The sequence below is a fragment of the Bacillus glycinifermentans genome (assembly GCF_001042475.2).
Taxonomy (GTDB): Bacteria; Bacillota; Bacilli; order Bacillales; family Bacillaceae; genus Bacillus; species Bacillus glycinifermentans.
Genome location: NZ_LECW02000015.1, coordinates 130,772 through 145,466, shown reverse-complemented (window position 1 = coordinate 145,466; position 14,695 = coordinate 130,772). Strand labels below are relative to the sequence as shown.

Genomic DNA, 14,695 nt, shown 5'->3' with positions numbered 1-14,695 from the left:
TCCTTTTAGGAAGGGCTGCGTTTTGTCTTATTTTAAAAAGCGGCTTCAGGGGTGCGGGATAATATATGATCGCGAGCCTCGACTGCTCTTTTTCTCACGTCATCAAGATCGACCCCAACCAATTTTCCATTTCGCTTTACCGTTTTTCCTGCAACATATACGGAGTCTATATTGCCGGGATGTGCGCACTGAACAATAGCCCCTATGACATCAGAAAGCGGAAGCAAATTGAGGCTGTCCGTTTTTACCATGATAAAATCGGCTTCTTTGCCGGGTGTGAGCGAGCCGATTTTATGATCCAGCATTAAGGCCCGCGCGCCGTCAATCGTAGCCGCTTGTAGAATTTGTTCGGCGAATATGCCTAATTCGGGCCCAGGCATGATCCCTTCTTTAAGCAGTGCTTCGTTTTGTTTGGCGCGCTCTGCCTGAAGGGCGAATTTCATTTGGGCAAATAGATCTCCCCCCGTTGATGTGACAACATCGACGCCGAGGGTTGGGGGCACTCCGTGTTCCAGAGCAAGTCCAGTGACTGGATAGCCGTGTCCCATCATCATCTCAATTTCCGGCGTAACAGAAATCGAGCTTCCGTGCGCCGCCAGCATTTTCATCTCCTCTTCACTAATGGCATTAACATGCACCATGTTCAAGTCAGGGCCGAGCAAACCGGCTTGATGCAGTTTTTCAATTGAACGGTCTTTCGCCCCCCAATTGCCAAAAGCGATATGCATGCTGCATACAACATCTAGCGTCCGGGCCGTTTTGATTTCAAAGACCGATGTATCCCATGATGAGAACTCAGGACCGCGAATCGCAAGCCCCATGGTCAAAAGCTGATCGTTTGACTGAAAGTAGGCCTTTTTCACCCGTTCTGCTTCATCCATGTTGGAAAGGGTGCTGTCTCTGTCCCAATATGCCGCATCGCCTGACGTTCCAAAGGCAAATACCGCACGAATCCCGGCTTCCTTCAGACCGGCAATCAGCTGATCCGTGTGATCAGGCGATTCGATCATCGTCCAGTCAAGCAAGGTGGTCACACCTGCATCCAGCGCCTCGAGCGCTCCCGAATAATTTGCAATCCAATCATCCTCAGGCCTGCGCATCGCTCCGTAATTCCCATAATAAATCCGGTTTAAATAGGTTTGCAGCGACCAGTCGGCGCCGATTCCCCGAATGACGGACTCCCATACGTGCCGATGCGTATCGACAAGTCCCGGCATGATGACCATATTTGAGGCATCGATCACCTCTGCATCAGAAGCTTGGATTGATTCGGCCACATCCACAATCGTTGAACCTTCAATCAACATGTCCCCTTTTTCGATATTTTTAAGCTTCGGATCAAGGGTGACGATCGCGGCGCCTCGAAAAAGTGTTTTTTGCATGGCGGCTTCCCCTTTCTTAAAAGAGTAAAAGCTTGGAGATCGTCCTTAAATCCAGTAAACCATCCCCTTATCTACCATTTTAATACATCGAATGTGTGAATCATATAAATAAGCTTTTTCCCTGCACAAAAAACACTCTCGGAAATTGAGGGTGCTATGGTAAAATATTCATTTTACAAAGTTTCGGCTCACTTAAGGGAAGTTGGCTCATCCCCTCTGAAAGGGGATGGTGTACATGACAACATTCGAAACAATCTCTTTAATGATTGCGTTCGGCATGTTAATTGCCGTGTTGTCTAAGAAAGAAAAATAGACTTCCCGTGAGATGTATCTGGAAAAAGGAGGATTTTCACAAGAAGCCTTTATCCATATTCTTATTATAAGACTCTATACGAATTGCGGACTGTTTCGTTTTTCCAATGATAGCTCCGTTTTCCCCTCGGCTTTAAAATTTTATTTTAGTTTAACAATTAGACTCTGTTAAATTTAAATGTTGATTTCTATATAATAATTAGGAAAACCTCATTTGTTGAGGTTCCCCGTCCTTCTTTAACTAACGCACCTGTTAGTTGAAGTGTTAAATTTCACAAACTATTAGCCGACTCAGGGCTATCCAATTTTAGTTAGAATATAGCTTTAATAGTTTTTGTACTGGAAAACTATTTGTATTGTTCACCTCAACAAAATATGCTAACTGCCATTTTTGTGTTTCGATAGCTTGTTTTCTAGTAGGATTTTCCCATCTAGGGTAAACTCTAATTGCCATTTTTCCTTTTGTAGTGGCTGTTTTAAGGATATTTTGTTTTACAAGTACTTCTCTTGGAAAAACGAATTGTCCAAAATTATTATTACTAGTAAAAGTATTGATAACCAATAAATCAGTAGCCTTTTCATATGAAAAGGCTTGGTTTTTGTTAATCTTTTTCCCAAAAAGCAACAAACTGTCCTATCTTGTTAGGTGTTATTTTTGCGACTCTAAATCTAACCGATTTTGAATTTAGTTGAAACATACCAGCCCCATAATCTGAATTTTGAGCTTCTTCTCTAATAGCATTTATAGTTAAGTGATTTGGTTCATAAAAAATTTTATTTACATATGTTAACGCCTTATAAAATTCATTCACTGCTTTGTACTCCTTATTTTTTATACTACGTAATGCAATTGCCTTCTTGAATAGCCGCTGATTTTCGTAGGGAATATCCTTTAAACATACATTCAGCAAAAGTAATCTATTCGTTTTCTTTTCGAGTTCGGAACAGAATCGTATTTGCAGTGTCTGTAAAGGTTTTACGACAAACCTTACAACGATAATGTCGGCGACCATTAGTTTTGCCAAATCTATTGACGTGTTCAGAAGTACAATGGGGGGCATTTAAAGCCTTCCTTGAAACGTGCTTCTCTCATTTCGTCTATTAGACGACCACCGACAGTTGGGGAAGGTTCGACATAGCGTTTTACCCATTGAAACACTCGTTCATTATCTGTATGTGATAATCGATATGTTTTAATAAATTGCTAAACGATTTGCTCATTTCGACTCTCCTATACGAATGTTCGTTCTTATGATGACAGCATTTTGGAAACGTATCAAATATCATAACAGAGCCACAATTAAAAAAAGCGGCTGCCTGTCAGCTGCACAAATGATCATGTGCAAAAGATAAGCGGCCACATGCTGTCCGTCTTGGAATTCACATTCGTTTTCTATGTCTCTATCGTATGACAAAAATTCATGTCATTCACCATTCTTCCCTCTCAGTCAAGGGAAGCCCCCTTATTTAAATCCCTTCTGTAATACGAATTTTTTTAGAGTTAAAGCTTCCGATCATTTTTTTCTTTTTGGAGTCTTTGAAAACGATTACGCGGACCATATACGTTCCGCTGCCCAGCTTTTTTCTGACCGATTTCACTTTAAATGTTTTGATTGGGGTGGTGGATTTAAATGATCCCGACACACTCCCCGCGCTATATAAGCCACGGTTTATCCATTTGCAGATATAAGCTTTATAATAAAGCTTTTTATTGCCTCTCTTCTTGATTCTCCATTTAATGGAATGGTCTTTTGTCGTATAAGCAGCGGCATTTGTATACACTTTTGCGGTGTATCCGCTCCTGGTTTGCCAGCCTGACCAAGCAGCCTCGGCTTTACCCGTTGAGACAAACATTCCTGTGAAAGTGATTCCGGCAACCACCAATAACATGATGAATCGCTTAGCGCGCCGTTTATTATTCATGTGTTTCAAAACCTCCTAAACAGTTGACCTGCTGTTAATCTATCCTCTTAGGCGTCGAGCAGATTGGCCCTATTCCGTTTTATCTTTCAAACAAAAAAGCGCGAAACAGACAGCGTCTCACGCTTCATAATCAAAATTCCACCTTATATATCATCTATTCCTAATCTATTCTTATTTTCATGTTTTTTCAAGACGTTTTGAAAAATTTATGGGCAAAAAAAGCTCTGCTCTGACAAGGAAGTTGAGCCATCTGAACAAGTATATCGATATGTATGAATCGTATTTTAAGAGAAGGGTTATATTTGATTAAACGATTGCTGCAAATTTTGCATGGCATGCTTTAGCTAAATCTTGTGGAGCTAATTTTAGCTGTATGCCGATTTTACCTGCACTGACAATCATAAAATCAAGCGATTCTGCGCTTTCATCAATATATGTCGGGAACCATTTTTTCATGCCAATCGGCGAGCAGCCGCCGCGGACATAGCCGGTTAACCCCAGAAGTTCCTTCATGGCAACCATTTCTATTTTCTTCTCACCTATTACCTTTGCCGCCTTTTTTAAATCTAATTCCTCTGCAACGGGTACAACAAAGACGTAATAATGCTTGGCTCCTGCTGTTGCAACCAATGTTTTATATACATACTCGCAAGGATAACCAATTTTTTCAGAAACCGTGATGCCATCTACCGGTTGCCCGGCTTCTGTTTTGTAACTTAATAACTCATAGGAGATTTTTTGCTGTTCAATCAAACGAACCGCATTTGTTTTTGCCATTTTTTTTGCCATACAATTCACCTACTAAAAAAAGTTCCTACTTACAGCCAAGAAATAACCATATATATACTAACATTAGTGACAACCATATTCTACTAACCTGCCTCCCAAAATTTAAAAATAGAACTCACTGATAGTCAGATGAGTTCTAACTTTTTACAAGCCGCACATTAATAAAATACGATCAGAAGCAAAAAATGATTGACATGGCATACTTATATACATAAAATTGGAAACTTCCAAACAAAACATGAGAACACCTTTATTTTGGTCATCGCCTTTTTGGATAGCTTGGAACCCGGTATTAATTGAATAGAATTTCAAGTATATAATGGAGGGTTACATTCTTTTTCTTTCGGTTTTAAACCACACGACATTTCTTCTTATTTTTATATTTGTCAATGGTAGATAAATGCACGGGTATTTTGGTGACATTAAAATTTGAAGTCAAAAAACTCTCCCCCTGTCAAGCGTTGATCACTCCTTTAAACCAATCATTTTCTGCGCGAAATCGGGATCTTCCAGCAGCGGGCGTCCGATCGCGACGGCATCCGCCAGCCCGTCCCTGATGATCCGGTCTGCAAAACTGCGTGTATAGATTTTGCCGACGGCGATCACAGGTATTTGAAGATGCTGCTTAATGACGGCTGCGTCTGGAAGTTGGTACCCGGGATGAATATCGTCAGGTTGAATCGGCAGCAGGCCCCCGGATGATACGTCAACTGCGTCAAGGAGTCCATCCTCTGCGAGCGGTTTGAGCATCATCGCCAGTTCCTGCGGATTTAAGCCGCCTTCGATGTAATCGGTCGAAGAGATCCGCACGATAACCGGATAATGGCGGCCGGTTTCTGAACGAATGGCAGCAAGCACGTCTTTCAAAAATTTCATCCTGCCGAGGCGCGATCCTCCATATGCGTCGCTTCGGTGATTCGAGATCGGCGACAAGAACTGATGAATCAAAAATCCGTGAGCAGCATGCACCTCAATTCCGTCGAAACCCGCTTTAATGCTGCGTCTGGCAGCCATTCGGTAATTCTCAATGAGAGCCTCAATTTCGGAAACTGTCAATTCCGCCGGCTTTCCATATGAGTCGTCATAGGCGATTGCACTCGGCGCAATCAGCCGCTTCGTCACGTTAGGTGCCGACTTTCTTCCTCCGTGGGATAATTGGACGAATATCGGCGTATCCTGGGCATGAACGGCATCGGTTACTCTCTTCAGTGCATCGGCGTGGCGATCTGAATAAATGCCGATGTCGTTGGGCCACAGTCTGCCATTATCCGATACAGCCGTCGACTCTACGATCACCATTCCGATACCTTTTGCTCTTCTCGCGTAATGCTGGATGTGATGTTCTGTCGCATAACCTTCCGGCGAGCCTTTGTACTGCTGCATGGGCGCCATAATGAGCCGATTGCGAAATTCTTTGCCGCCAATGGTGAACGGGGTGTCAAGGGTAAGTGATTTTGCAGTTATCAAATGAAATCCACTCCTTTAATTTATCTTTGAATAACATTTTATAAGGTTGGATCTGCAATTTACATATATAAATCATGATATAATGAAGAAGATTTTTTAATATTAAAGATAAAAAAGCAGTTTCATCATACAAAATTAAGGAGGATGCTTTATGGACAGCGTCGACAGGAACATACTCTCACTGCTTCATGAGAACGCGCGAATGCCGATTGCCGAAATCGGCCGGAAAATCGCGATGACCCAACCGGCCGTAACCGAACGGATACGCAAGCTTGAGGAAAAAGGAATCATTGCCGGTTACAAGGCGATTCTCGCGCCTAAAAAACTCGGAAAAGACGTAACGGCATTTGTGCTATTTAAGACAAACAATTGTCTGGATTTTCAGGCGTTTTGCTCGAATTCTCCGGATGTCATCGAATTGTACCGAATCAGCGGGGAGTATAACTTCATGATGAAAATCATCACAGCATCGATGGAATCGTTAACCGCTTTTCTTGATTCATGCAGCCCGTACGGTTTTTCTTCAACGCTTATCGTGCTTTCGGCGGCGATTGAAAATAAGCTCATTATCGATGACGATGGCGAATAACAGCCCGGGTCTTTCTGTAGAATCCGGGCTTGGGGGGGCAGCGGAAAAAGCAGTCGCTGAGCCGCTTCCATTGATAAATCAAGAACGTTAACCTTGTCCCCTTTTCGAGAATTTATATTATTTTCAGGAGAAAATGTTTAAAAGCCGGCTGTTTTTTTTTCAGCAGTTTTTTTCGGTAAGAGAAGCGAGGGAGTACTTCCTTTATCCCCCCGTTCTACTTAATAACCGATCTATATTAATGGAACCTTTAAACGGACCAGCTCTAGAGATCGGGAGTTCAGGGGGTATACTCCCTGAACTAGAAATGCGGCAATCTTATCATCACCTTTGAAAAATGCTAACGGAGTAAATATCGTTTTTAAAGTGCCAAACTCCTTTTGTCTTTTCGTTTTCTGCATTGCTCTGCCCCTTATCATCCAGCGCCTCTCACCTCTGGATAATTTTGTATTTTCCGATTTTGACCATCCAGATGGCGCGATTATTGATCAGTACTTAATCCAGAAAACTGCGCCTCCTTTTTTAAGGCAGTGCTTCAATATATTTTCATGAAAATTCCGTTAAATAAATTCCAAAGTCATAAATCGTCCCGGAAAAGAATCAGAAAAAAATTATATTTGATCGATTGACACATTAATATGACTATTTTCTGGTTTTTAAGATTCAGTTCAGGACTAGAAAATAAGGCCAATGTCTGATTGAGGGATTATAAACGCTTGATAAAATAAAGTGCGGTTTGTAAGGAAATTCTATTTTTCACAGGAGGGCCGAGTTTTTATAAAAAGCGAAAAATTGAGAGGAGAAACGTCAGAGTGCATAAGGCGATAATATCCGGTTTTATTTTATCTTTTATGCTTATTTTTTTGGCAGCTGAACCTGCTTCAGCAGCTTTTTGGGATACAAAAGGCGACAATACCATTCATGATCCTTCCATGATTAAAGAAGGAAATACATGGTATACATTCGGTACGGGGGTTGGCAAAGGGATCCGCGTCATCAAGTCTCAAGACGGAAAAAGTTGGAGTACATCGCAAACGATATTTTCAACCCCATTATCATGGTGGAAAAAATACGTGCCAAAGCATGAACAAAATCAATGGGCTCCTGATATCAGCTATTACAAAGGTCGGTACTGGCTTTACTATGCAGTCTCATCGTTCGGCTCGAATACTTCGGCGATCGGATTGGCATCAACAGACCGAATCTCTTCTGGTAATTGGCGCGATGACGGGCTGGTTACCAGGACGACAGCTTCTAACAACTATAATGCGATTGACCCGGACATGGTGGTTGATAAAGAAGGAAATCCATGGCTTTCCTTTGGCTCATTTTGGAGCGGCATCAAGCTGACGAGGCTTGATCAAAACACGATGAAACCCACAGGAAAACTTTATTCCATCGCATCAAGACCAAGGAATGGAGGAGCGCTTGAAGCACCGACTATTACATATAAAAACGGCTACTATTATTTATTCGTTTCCTTTGATAAATGCTGCAAGGGTGTTAACAGCACCTATAAAATTGCTTACGGAAGTTCAACAAAGATTACGGGACCTTATTATGACAAGAGCGGCAAGCAAATGACAGAAGGCGGAGGCACCATCCTCGATTCCGGAAACATCCGCTGGAAGGGACCGGGCGGTGAGGATATACTTAACGGTAACATCATCATCAGGCATAGCTATGACGCGCTTGATAATGGGGTTTCCAAGCTGTTAATCAATGATTTGTATGGGGATTCCAAAGGCTGGCCGCATTATTGATTCTAAACCGAAAGAAAAACCGAGCAGAAAATAGTTGCTCGGTTTTTTATATACAAAAATCCTTGGTGATATTTATACATCTGTGTTTTTCAGTCAAAAAATAACAGGCATGTACGCGGCTTACCGGAGCTGAAAGAACAAAAGGAGATGAGAAAACGATTGAACTGGTGTTGAAAACAAAAACATGAAAGAAAAAGCTGTCGGATTGGACAACGGAGACCTTAATCGCCGGTGTCTTATCGACAAAAGCAGGCCGGATTATAAAAATCCGACCTATTTATCAACGGTATCAGCGGCATGTCCCTTATTCATTTATTGCAATTTTCCTGCTCCCGCCTGTTTTTGAACGATGGCAGGAACATTTTCAACAGGATCGATTTTTTCATACAGATTAGGCGTCCAGCCCACTGTGTTTTTGATAGACGTTCTGTTGGCTTTATTGTAAGAATCAACCACATTTACCTTTGTCACGCTGTTTTGATCGTTCAAAAGCGTGTCTTTTTCATATAACGCGTTCCCTTTAAAGACCTCCATCAGCTGCTCCGGCTTCGTTCCTTTTGGCATGTCAAAGTAATTGCTTTCCGCATAAATTTTTGAAGAATACCCTACGCCCCAAGAGTATTCGTACGTTTTTTCAGCGCTTCTGTAATAGTTGTTGTATAGATGCACTTGGCCATAACGGACACGCGGTGCACGCTCCTTAATGTTATCGTACAAGTTGTGATGGAATGTCACTCTTAAATGGCCTTCATCAGCTTTGTTGCTGTCGCTTGATCCGATGAGCGTATTTTTTGTATGATGTGAGAAAACATTATATGAAACCGTTACAAAATCAGATTCTTTCTTCACGTCCAGCAATCCGTCATGATGCTGAAATTCGCGTCCGAAATATGTCTGAGTCTGTTCGTCAAGACGGCTTCCGTCGTCAAATGTGCAATGGTCAACCCAAACATGTGCAGATTTCTCAATGACAAGGTTGTCATACTCAGAGTTCCAGTTGCCGTTTTTTCCGTCTTTCGGATCCCATTGCGGAAAATAATCGTAGGCATCTTCAAATTGAATGTTTCGGATAATGACATTGCCGGCATCTTTTACATGCAGGCCGCCCCCGATAATTTTTGCATTATTTCCCTCGCCGATAATCGTCGTATTTGATCCGACGTTAATCACGACGTGCTCTTTTTGACTTTCTTCTGAACGGGCTCTTGCTTGTTCAAGGGCTCCTGACGGCTCTTTTTCCCCCCACTTATTAGGATCGTAAGTTTTCAAATACGCTTCGATGCTGTATTTAGGATCTTTGTAATCGTCATAGTCTAAAGGTTTATTCTTATCATCAACACTGAGGTTGATCGTGCCCTTCACATAGATCATTTTCGGTGTGCTGTTTGTGCTGTTTTTATTATTGTTTCCGCCTAATGCTTCAATAAGCTCTTTACGGTTTGTCACCGTATAAACATGATCTTTTGAAGCCCTTGCTCCTCCGGTGGTTCCTTCCCCGTAGGCCCCCCATCCGTCTTTTTTCCCCAACACTTCATGACCGAGGTCGCTTGCTTGCACCGGCAGAGAAGAACCGGCCAAAAGCGCAGCAAACATCACCATTGAACAAAAACTTTTTTTCATCATCATACATCCTTCTTTCGAAAATTTGTCACGAAAATTAATATATTCTATTAAAATACATAAAACAACATATTTTCCTCCTATTTTTCCGTCCCGTTTTTTCTTGATAATGACAAATTACCCGGTTAATATGATGTGAAATGAATCTCATCACCTAAAATATACAAGGGACATATTGAAGTTCTGCTCTGCCATTTGCTAACCATTCTGCATCAATAGTAAGTTGTACCCTGTTTTTGAGATTCAGATTAACGCAATGCAGGAATAAATCAAAAAACCACCGGAATCGGTGGTTCTTGCTGGATATTTTCAAAGTTCATTTTAGAATGCGCCCGTATTGTTCGGCTTTTTCATATCGCCTTTAAAGATGGAATCATTTTTCAACTATTGAATTCCTCTGCTCTGTCTAACTAATCGTTAACAAGTGCGATTGTTCATTTTCAAAACTCAGCAACTGTCCCTCTTGAAAATTGATTGAGAATATGAATTGCATCTTGATAGCCCACTCTCACCATCCCTTTAATTTGCACCGCTTATAAAATGACGAAGCATCAATCGGTTGTGATTGAATCCCCAAGTACAACCAATGCACGAGCCCCCTCTTGATCGATTGAATCAGAGCAGCTTCCACTTCTAAGTTTTGAAGGAAAGGCGGGTTCTTTTATATAGTTTGAATCGGTATTCCATTCATAATCCAGATCTTCTCCTACCTCTAAAGAGTTCCACCGTTGATTAACTTTGAAAATATTTTCATATTTTCTCTTTTCTGGTGACAAAGAAGCGACGATCAAATACTTAGATTCAGTTATTTCCAAATAACTGAAGTGTAAACGTAAGGGCTGCCATCCATGCAGCCCTTTTATGTACTAATATTCCTGATTCGGTATCAAAACCGAACCCTCCATTAATCTTCGGGCGCTTCGACTCACAGCAACTTTCGTCACTACCCATTCTCCATGATCATGAGCAGCTTCTGCCCCCACTTTCAAAGTGCCGGATGGATGACCGAAGCGAAGCTCCGACCTCGTACCCCCTAAAATCCTGCTGACAATCGTTCCCGGTATCGCAGCTGCGGCAGCAATTGCTACAGCGCCTGTACCGGTCATGGCATGATGAAGCTTGCCCATGGAAAGGATCCGTGCCATGATATCGATATCTTCTCCACGTATTTGTTTTCCATCGGATGTTGCGTAACTTGCCGCTTTTCCAAAAAACGCAATTTTCGGCGTGTGCTGTCGCTTGGCCATTGCGTACTCTACGCTTTCTGCAAGATCCATAATCACCGCGCCATGCGCCCGAATCGCTTCAAAACGGGCCAATAGATTCGCATCACTGTTGATATCTCCTTGCCGTTCCGCTCCCGTTAATCCCATCGAGGATGCCGAAACAAAGATGGCAGGGTTTCCAGCATTGATTAAGGTAGCCTCCACCTCTCCTACACCTGGGACATGAATGATATCGATCGGATTCCCGGTCGGAAACATGTTTCCCCCATCAGCACCCGGATCAAGGAATTCAAGCTTTATTTCCGCTGCAGGGAAAGTGACACCGTCCAGTACGAAATCTCCAAGCTCTTGCACCTCTCCATCCTTCATCGGGACATGCGCCACGATCTTCTTCCCGATATTTTCCTGCCAGATATTCACGACAGCCATGCCATCCTGCGGAGCATCTGCCAGACCCCGATATATCGAAAAAGGACCTACAGCTGAAGTAAGATTCCCGCAATTTCCACTCCAGTCAACCAACGGCTGTCCTATGGCCACCTGTCCGAACAGGTAGTCTACATCACATCCAGGACGATTGCTCTTACTAACAATCACCACCTTGCTCGTACTCGATGTGGCACCCCCCATGCCATCGATCTGCTGACCGTAAGGATCCGGACTGCCTATTACACGCAGTAAAACTTTATCGCGTTCAGATGGATCAGCTGGTAAATCTTCTTTAAGAAAAAAGACGCCCTTGCTTGTTCCGCCTCGCATATAAATTGCCGGAATTTTGATTTGTTTTCCCAGTTTACTCATCGCCGTCGTTCCCTCCATATTCTTTTCGTTCATAAAAAGAATGGATTTCCTCTTGTTAAAAGTACTTTACAACACTCTTATAAGAAATATTTTATTGCAGCGTTTGAAATAAAAAAAATAACTATATTCAATATCCAGCTATTCGATAAACGAATAACAGATTTATTTCAACCAGATCCTCCATAAGAAAAGGCTCTGGCTGCCGAAACATACAAAAAAGAATGATTGCAAGTATGACTGTACATCTCCACCAATACCATACGGATAATCAAATCTCCTGCTCCCTGCTCGTTTAATGGGGCAATCAATGTTTGGGGGAGGCCTCTATCACTTCATCCTGCGGCCATTCTTCTAGTTAAGCCAAAAACCCGAAGACCTTTCCGGTCATGCGCAGATCATATACACCCGCCTCAACTGACGAACGGGAACGAGTCAACGAAAAAAAACGAATGAATACCATCTTAACAGACAGAATAAGAAGAGTTGATATTTCCATTTTGTAAAGGAGTGAAACCCATTGAGTAAAAAAGAATGATTCAAGCATTGAACAAATAAAAAATGACCCTGAGACTAAAAACAGCTTTCAAAACAGATGATCCTAAAAAACAAAACAGGTTTTTGCCTCAATCCCATCTGACAAACTAATAATATGGAGTGAGTAACATGACTCAAAAAAACGGAGCAGACAGACCGAATGATTACAAAAGATTTTCTTCATTAGACAATGAATATGATTCTCAACAATCTTTAGATAGCGGCGCTAAAACAGAGAATGTAACCACTGAAACACAAACTCACAATAAAGAAAACATAGATAGCACCACAGATGTGGCTGGAAAATATTTCGACACCTCGGATTATAAAGGCACCACGCAATTGGAAAAAGGGTTGGCTGAAACAGTGATGACTATTTTGAAGGGACTATCGATCAAAATTTGGACTAGTCATTCTAACGGAACAAACTTACTCTTTTAAGTTCGTTCCGTTTTTGATTAACATCAACAGTAAAAATGTCAGTCTTAAATCAAAGGTTAACCAGCCATGAACACAAAGTAAATTTGGCTTTATCATGGTTGTTAACGTATGCAAATGACGGGATAGAGATTCTTCTGCATAGGAGATGTTCTCCGTTGAAACGAGCTGTTTCTGTGATGATTTTGTAACAGCTTCTGTATTTGCTGACGTTTCTTTTGTACCAGCGGCCAACGTACAAAATGTATGCTTTATTGCTCATAAGATCCCTCTATTCATGCATATCATAATTCAGTCAAATGCGCCTTTATGAAAAGGTCCTTCAGCACTTTAATCATTTCTATCCAATTATTATAATGGCCTCGTGCGTTTAATAATGTGGATTTCACGGAAATTGTACTTTTCGGCCGTTGCCAAAAGTCATATCCCGCCGGGCTTTGATTGTATGTCGCGAACGACTGCTCCTTCATCAATGGTTCAAACTACTATAATGTGACTTTAACTTGTTAAGATTGCATGATGCGGTTCCTTTATGGGATGGTCGAAGTCACCATAGCTGTCTTCGACGTTGCATGCGGCAACCTTATTCAGATCACATCATAACTTCATGACGTAGTAACGTAGTTCTTAACGAAATAAACTGACAAATACGGAAGCTTATCAGCATTTGCATTTGTCGACGGAAAATCAGTTCAAGAAAAACTGCTTAAAGATAGACTGGCAAGGACAGATTTTGCTCATGTGCTTTGCCCATGTTTTTAAACATTGTGAAGATCAATTTGTCATGAATAACATGTTCAGACAACATAACAGGTAAATGATCGAGAAGAAAAAGCCCCCTTGAATTAAGGGGGCCGGGACAGATCGCTGTCTTCCTCAATTTTTGGAGGGTTAACATACTCTATCTTGACGATTTTTTACCGTCTGCCTACACACGGTAAGCTAAGCCATTTAAAAACTATTTATATAAGAGATAAAAATTAATTATTCAGATTTAAGTTTTCTTCTTTCTGTCAATTGGCATTTTATGCAATATTGTACAAGCGTTTGTTTATCATGCTCATTCATCATGATAAATTCAACTGTCATGATCAGTTTGTTTGTTCTACGATCGAGGTAAGTGCGTTTGACCTGGGCATGAACATCAATCACAGTTTCATCATGCCCCTTATTTGGTAGAGAGATACTTAAATTCAAATCCTCTTCTGGTTTGTATTTTTGCGTCTCTTCAATGATTAATGCAGCGCCTCCAGCACTGATATTTGCTGTGTAAGTTTTAAATATTGAGCCGGATCCAAATGGACGAACAGTGACAGGAATCGTGGCATTTACTCTAAAAAATTGCCGCCTTTGAATTTTTATCATTTGATCTTCTTCAGGTAAATACATATTTAATATGGGTATATTGTTGTGTTTCTCTCGCCCCTGTACTACACTGGCAAATTGATATAGATCCTGTTGCTTATTTACAAAGTGAATCGTCGCAATTGTATTTGTTGGAATAATAATGGTTCTTCCTGTCTCTACATCAACAGGATAATGTACTCTTAAAACATTTTCTTCAATAGATGACACTTTGCTTTTCGCAATGATATTTTCTTGATTTTCGTTTTCAAATTCTATTGTTATGATATCTCCTAAGGATAACAATGGGCATCACTCTTTCAATTCTACTTAATTATTATATCGGTACTATGACACATAAATTAAAGAAAAGAAAGCCATTGAGCTTTATCTTAAAATTTATCTTAGGTGCTTTCACCACTGCTAAAAGCTGCTTCCTTTAATTCTAATTTGACTCATAACAGATGAATATCATGAAAGATGGCAACTTAAAACATCGGGGAACCATCA

The 14,695-nt window shown here is 41.3% G+C and carries 10 protein-coding genes and 6 pseudogenes; 6 read left to right on the top strand and 10 right to left on the bottom strand.

All coding sequences use genetic code 11. The annotated features are described in order from the left end of the window. Positions 1-32: 32 nt before the first annotated feature. A complete protein-coding gene (locus tag AB447_RS10960; RefSeq protein ID WP_048354183.1) occupies positions 33-1,382 on the bottom strand; it encodes an amidohydrolase family protein in 1,350 nt (449 codons plus the stop codon). Between the two features lie 226 nt (positions 1,383-1,608). Here AB447_RS10960 and AB447_RS26780 point away from each other — a divergent pair, with 226 nt between their 5' ends. Then, positions 1,609-1,695 (top strand): putative holin-like toxin, encoded by an 87-nt coding sequence (locus AB447_RS26780; RefSeq protein WP_326082501.1) that lies wholly within the window; start codon positions 1,609-1,611, stop codon positions 1,693-1,695. Positions 1,696-2,001: 306 nt separating this feature from the next. Here AB447_RS26780 and AB447_RS10955 read toward each other — a convergent pair. The 5 genes and pseudogenes from AB447_RS10955 to AB447_RS10940 form a co-directional block, all read right to left on the bottom strand. Next, positions 2,002-2,506 (bottom strand): annotated as a pseudogene (locus AB447_RS10955) (MepB family protein). A gap of 109 nt (positions 2,507-2,615) precedes the next feature. Continuing rightward, positions 2,616-2,915, bottom strand: a pseudogene (locus tag AB447_RS25205) (transposase); the annotation flags it as partial. 246 nt (positions 2,916-3,161) lie between these two features. Further along, positions 3,162-3,617 carry a hypothetical protein gene (locus AB447_RS10950; protein WP_053071212.1) on the bottom strand — a complete coding sequence of 152 codons (456 nt, stop codon included), beginning with the start codon at positions 3,615-3,617 and terminating at the stop codon, positions 3,162-3,164. 306 nt (positions 3,618-3,923) lie between these two features. Further along, positions 3,924-4,406: a Cys-tRNA(Pro) deacylase gene (gene ybaK, locus AB447_RS10945; RefSeq protein WP_048406070.1), complete on the bottom strand. Its 483-nt coding sequence runs from the start codon at positions 4,404-4,406 to the stop codon at positions 3,924-3,926. Between the two features lie 465 nt (positions 4,407-4,871). Beyond that, the gene (locus tag AB447_RS10940) at positions 4,872-5,873 is read right to left on the bottom strand and encodes an oxidoreductase (protein WP_048354787.1); all 1,002 of its coding nucleotides are present in this window, start codon (positions 5,871-5,873) and stop codon (positions 4,872-4,874) included. Between the two features lie 151 nt (positions 5,874-6,024). Here AB447_RS10940 and AB447_RS10935 point away from each other — a divergent pair, with 151 nt between their 5' ends. Beyond that, a complete protein-coding gene (locus AB447_RS10935; protein ID WP_048354786.1) occupies positions 6,025-6,462 on the top strand; it encodes an Lrp/AsnC family transcriptional regulator in 438 nt (145 codons plus the stop codon). A gap of 848 nt (positions 6,463-7,310) precedes the next feature. Beyond that, on the top strand, positions 7,311-8,222 hold the full coding sequence (locus tag AB447_RS10925; RefSeq protein ID WP_048354794.1) for an arabinan endo-1,5-alpha-L-arabinosidase AbnA: 912 nt from the start codon (positions 7,311-7,313) through the stop codon (positions 8,220-8,222). A gap of 312 nt (positions 8,223-8,534) precedes the next feature. Here AB447_RS10925 and AB447_RS10920 read toward each other — a convergent pair whose 3' ends face one another. Together AB447_RS10920 and prpF are read right to left on the bottom strand one after the other, a co-directional pair. After that, positions 8,535-9,842, bottom strand: a complete 1,308-nt coding sequence (locus AB447_RS10920) for a pectate lyase family protein (protein WP_057957568.1) — start codon at positions 9,840-9,842, stop codon at positions 8,535-8,537. An 866-nt stretch (positions 9,843-10,708) separates the two neighbouring features. Further along, on the bottom strand, positions 10,709-11,869 hold the full coding sequence (gene prpF, locus AB447_RS10915) for a 2-methylaconitate cis-trans isomerase PrpF (RefSeq protein ID WP_057957567.1): 1,161 nt from the start codon (positions 11,867-11,869) through the stop codon (positions 10,709-10,711). Between the two features lie 542 nt (positions 11,870-12,411). On the opposite strand from prpF, the pseudogene AB447_RS27505 reads away from it, so the two are divergent. Beyond that, positions 12,412-12,514: pseudogene (locus AB447_RS27505) on the top strand (hypothetical protein). A gap of 18 nt (positions 12,515-12,532) precedes the next feature. After that, a pseudogene (locus AB447_RS10910) lies at positions 12,533-12,813 on the top strand (DUF4025 domain-containing protein). A 121-nt stretch (positions 12,814-12,934) separates the two neighbouring features. Here AB447_RS10910 and AB447_RS26775 read toward each other — a convergent pair. Then, positions 12,935-13,096: pseudogene (locus tag AB447_RS26775) on the bottom strand (methyl-accepting chemotaxis protein); the annotation flags it as partial. Positions 13,097-13,483: 387 nt separating this feature from the next. Between AB447_RS26775 and AB447_RS27625 the strand changes: the two are divergent. Next, positions 13,484-13,582: pseudogene (locus tag AB447_RS27625) on the top strand (hypothetical protein); the annotation flags it as partial. 243 nt (positions 13,583-13,825) lie between these two features. On the opposite strand, the gene AB447_RS10900 reads toward AB447_RS27625, so the two are convergent. Next, positions 13,826-14,491 carry a flagellar brake protein gene (locus AB447_RS10900; protein WP_048354784.1) on the bottom strand — a complete coding sequence of 222 codons (666 nt, stop codon included), beginning with the start codon at positions 14,489-14,491 and terminating at the stop codon, positions 13,826-13,828. Positions 14,492-14,695: the final 204 nt, after the last annotated feature.

Coding starts and splice junctions, on each gene's coding strand:
- AB447_RS10960 (WP_048354183.1), bottom strand. CDS start 1,382: ATGCAAAAAACACTTTTTCGAGGCGCCGCGATCGTCACCCTTGATCCG.
- AB447_RS26780 (WP_326082501.1), top strand. CDS start 1,609: ATGGTGTACATGACAACATTCGAAACAATCTCTTTAATGATTGCGTTC.
- AB447_RS10950 (WP_053071212.1), bottom strand. CDS start 3,617: ATGAATAATAAACGGCGCGCTAAGCGATTCATCATGTTATTGGTGGTT.
- ybaK (WP_048406070.1), bottom strand. CDS start 4,406: ATGGCAAAAAAAATGGCAAAAACAAATGCGGTTCGTTTGATTGAACAG.
- AB447_RS10935 (WP_048354786.1), top strand. CDS start 6,025: ATGGACAGCGTCGACAGGAACATACTCTCACTGCTTCATGAGAACGCG.
- AB447_RS10925 (WP_048354794.1), top strand. CDS start 7,311: ATGCTTATTTTTTTGGCAGCTGAACCTGCTTCAGCAGCTTTTTGGGAT.
- AB447_RS10920 (WP_057957568.1), bottom strand. CDS start 9,842: ATGAAAAAAAGTTTTTGTTCAATGGTGATGTTTGCTGCGCTTTTGGCC.
- prpF (WP_057957567.1), bottom strand. CDS start 11,869: ATGAGTAAACTGGGAAAACAAATCAAAATTCCGGCAATTTATATGCGA.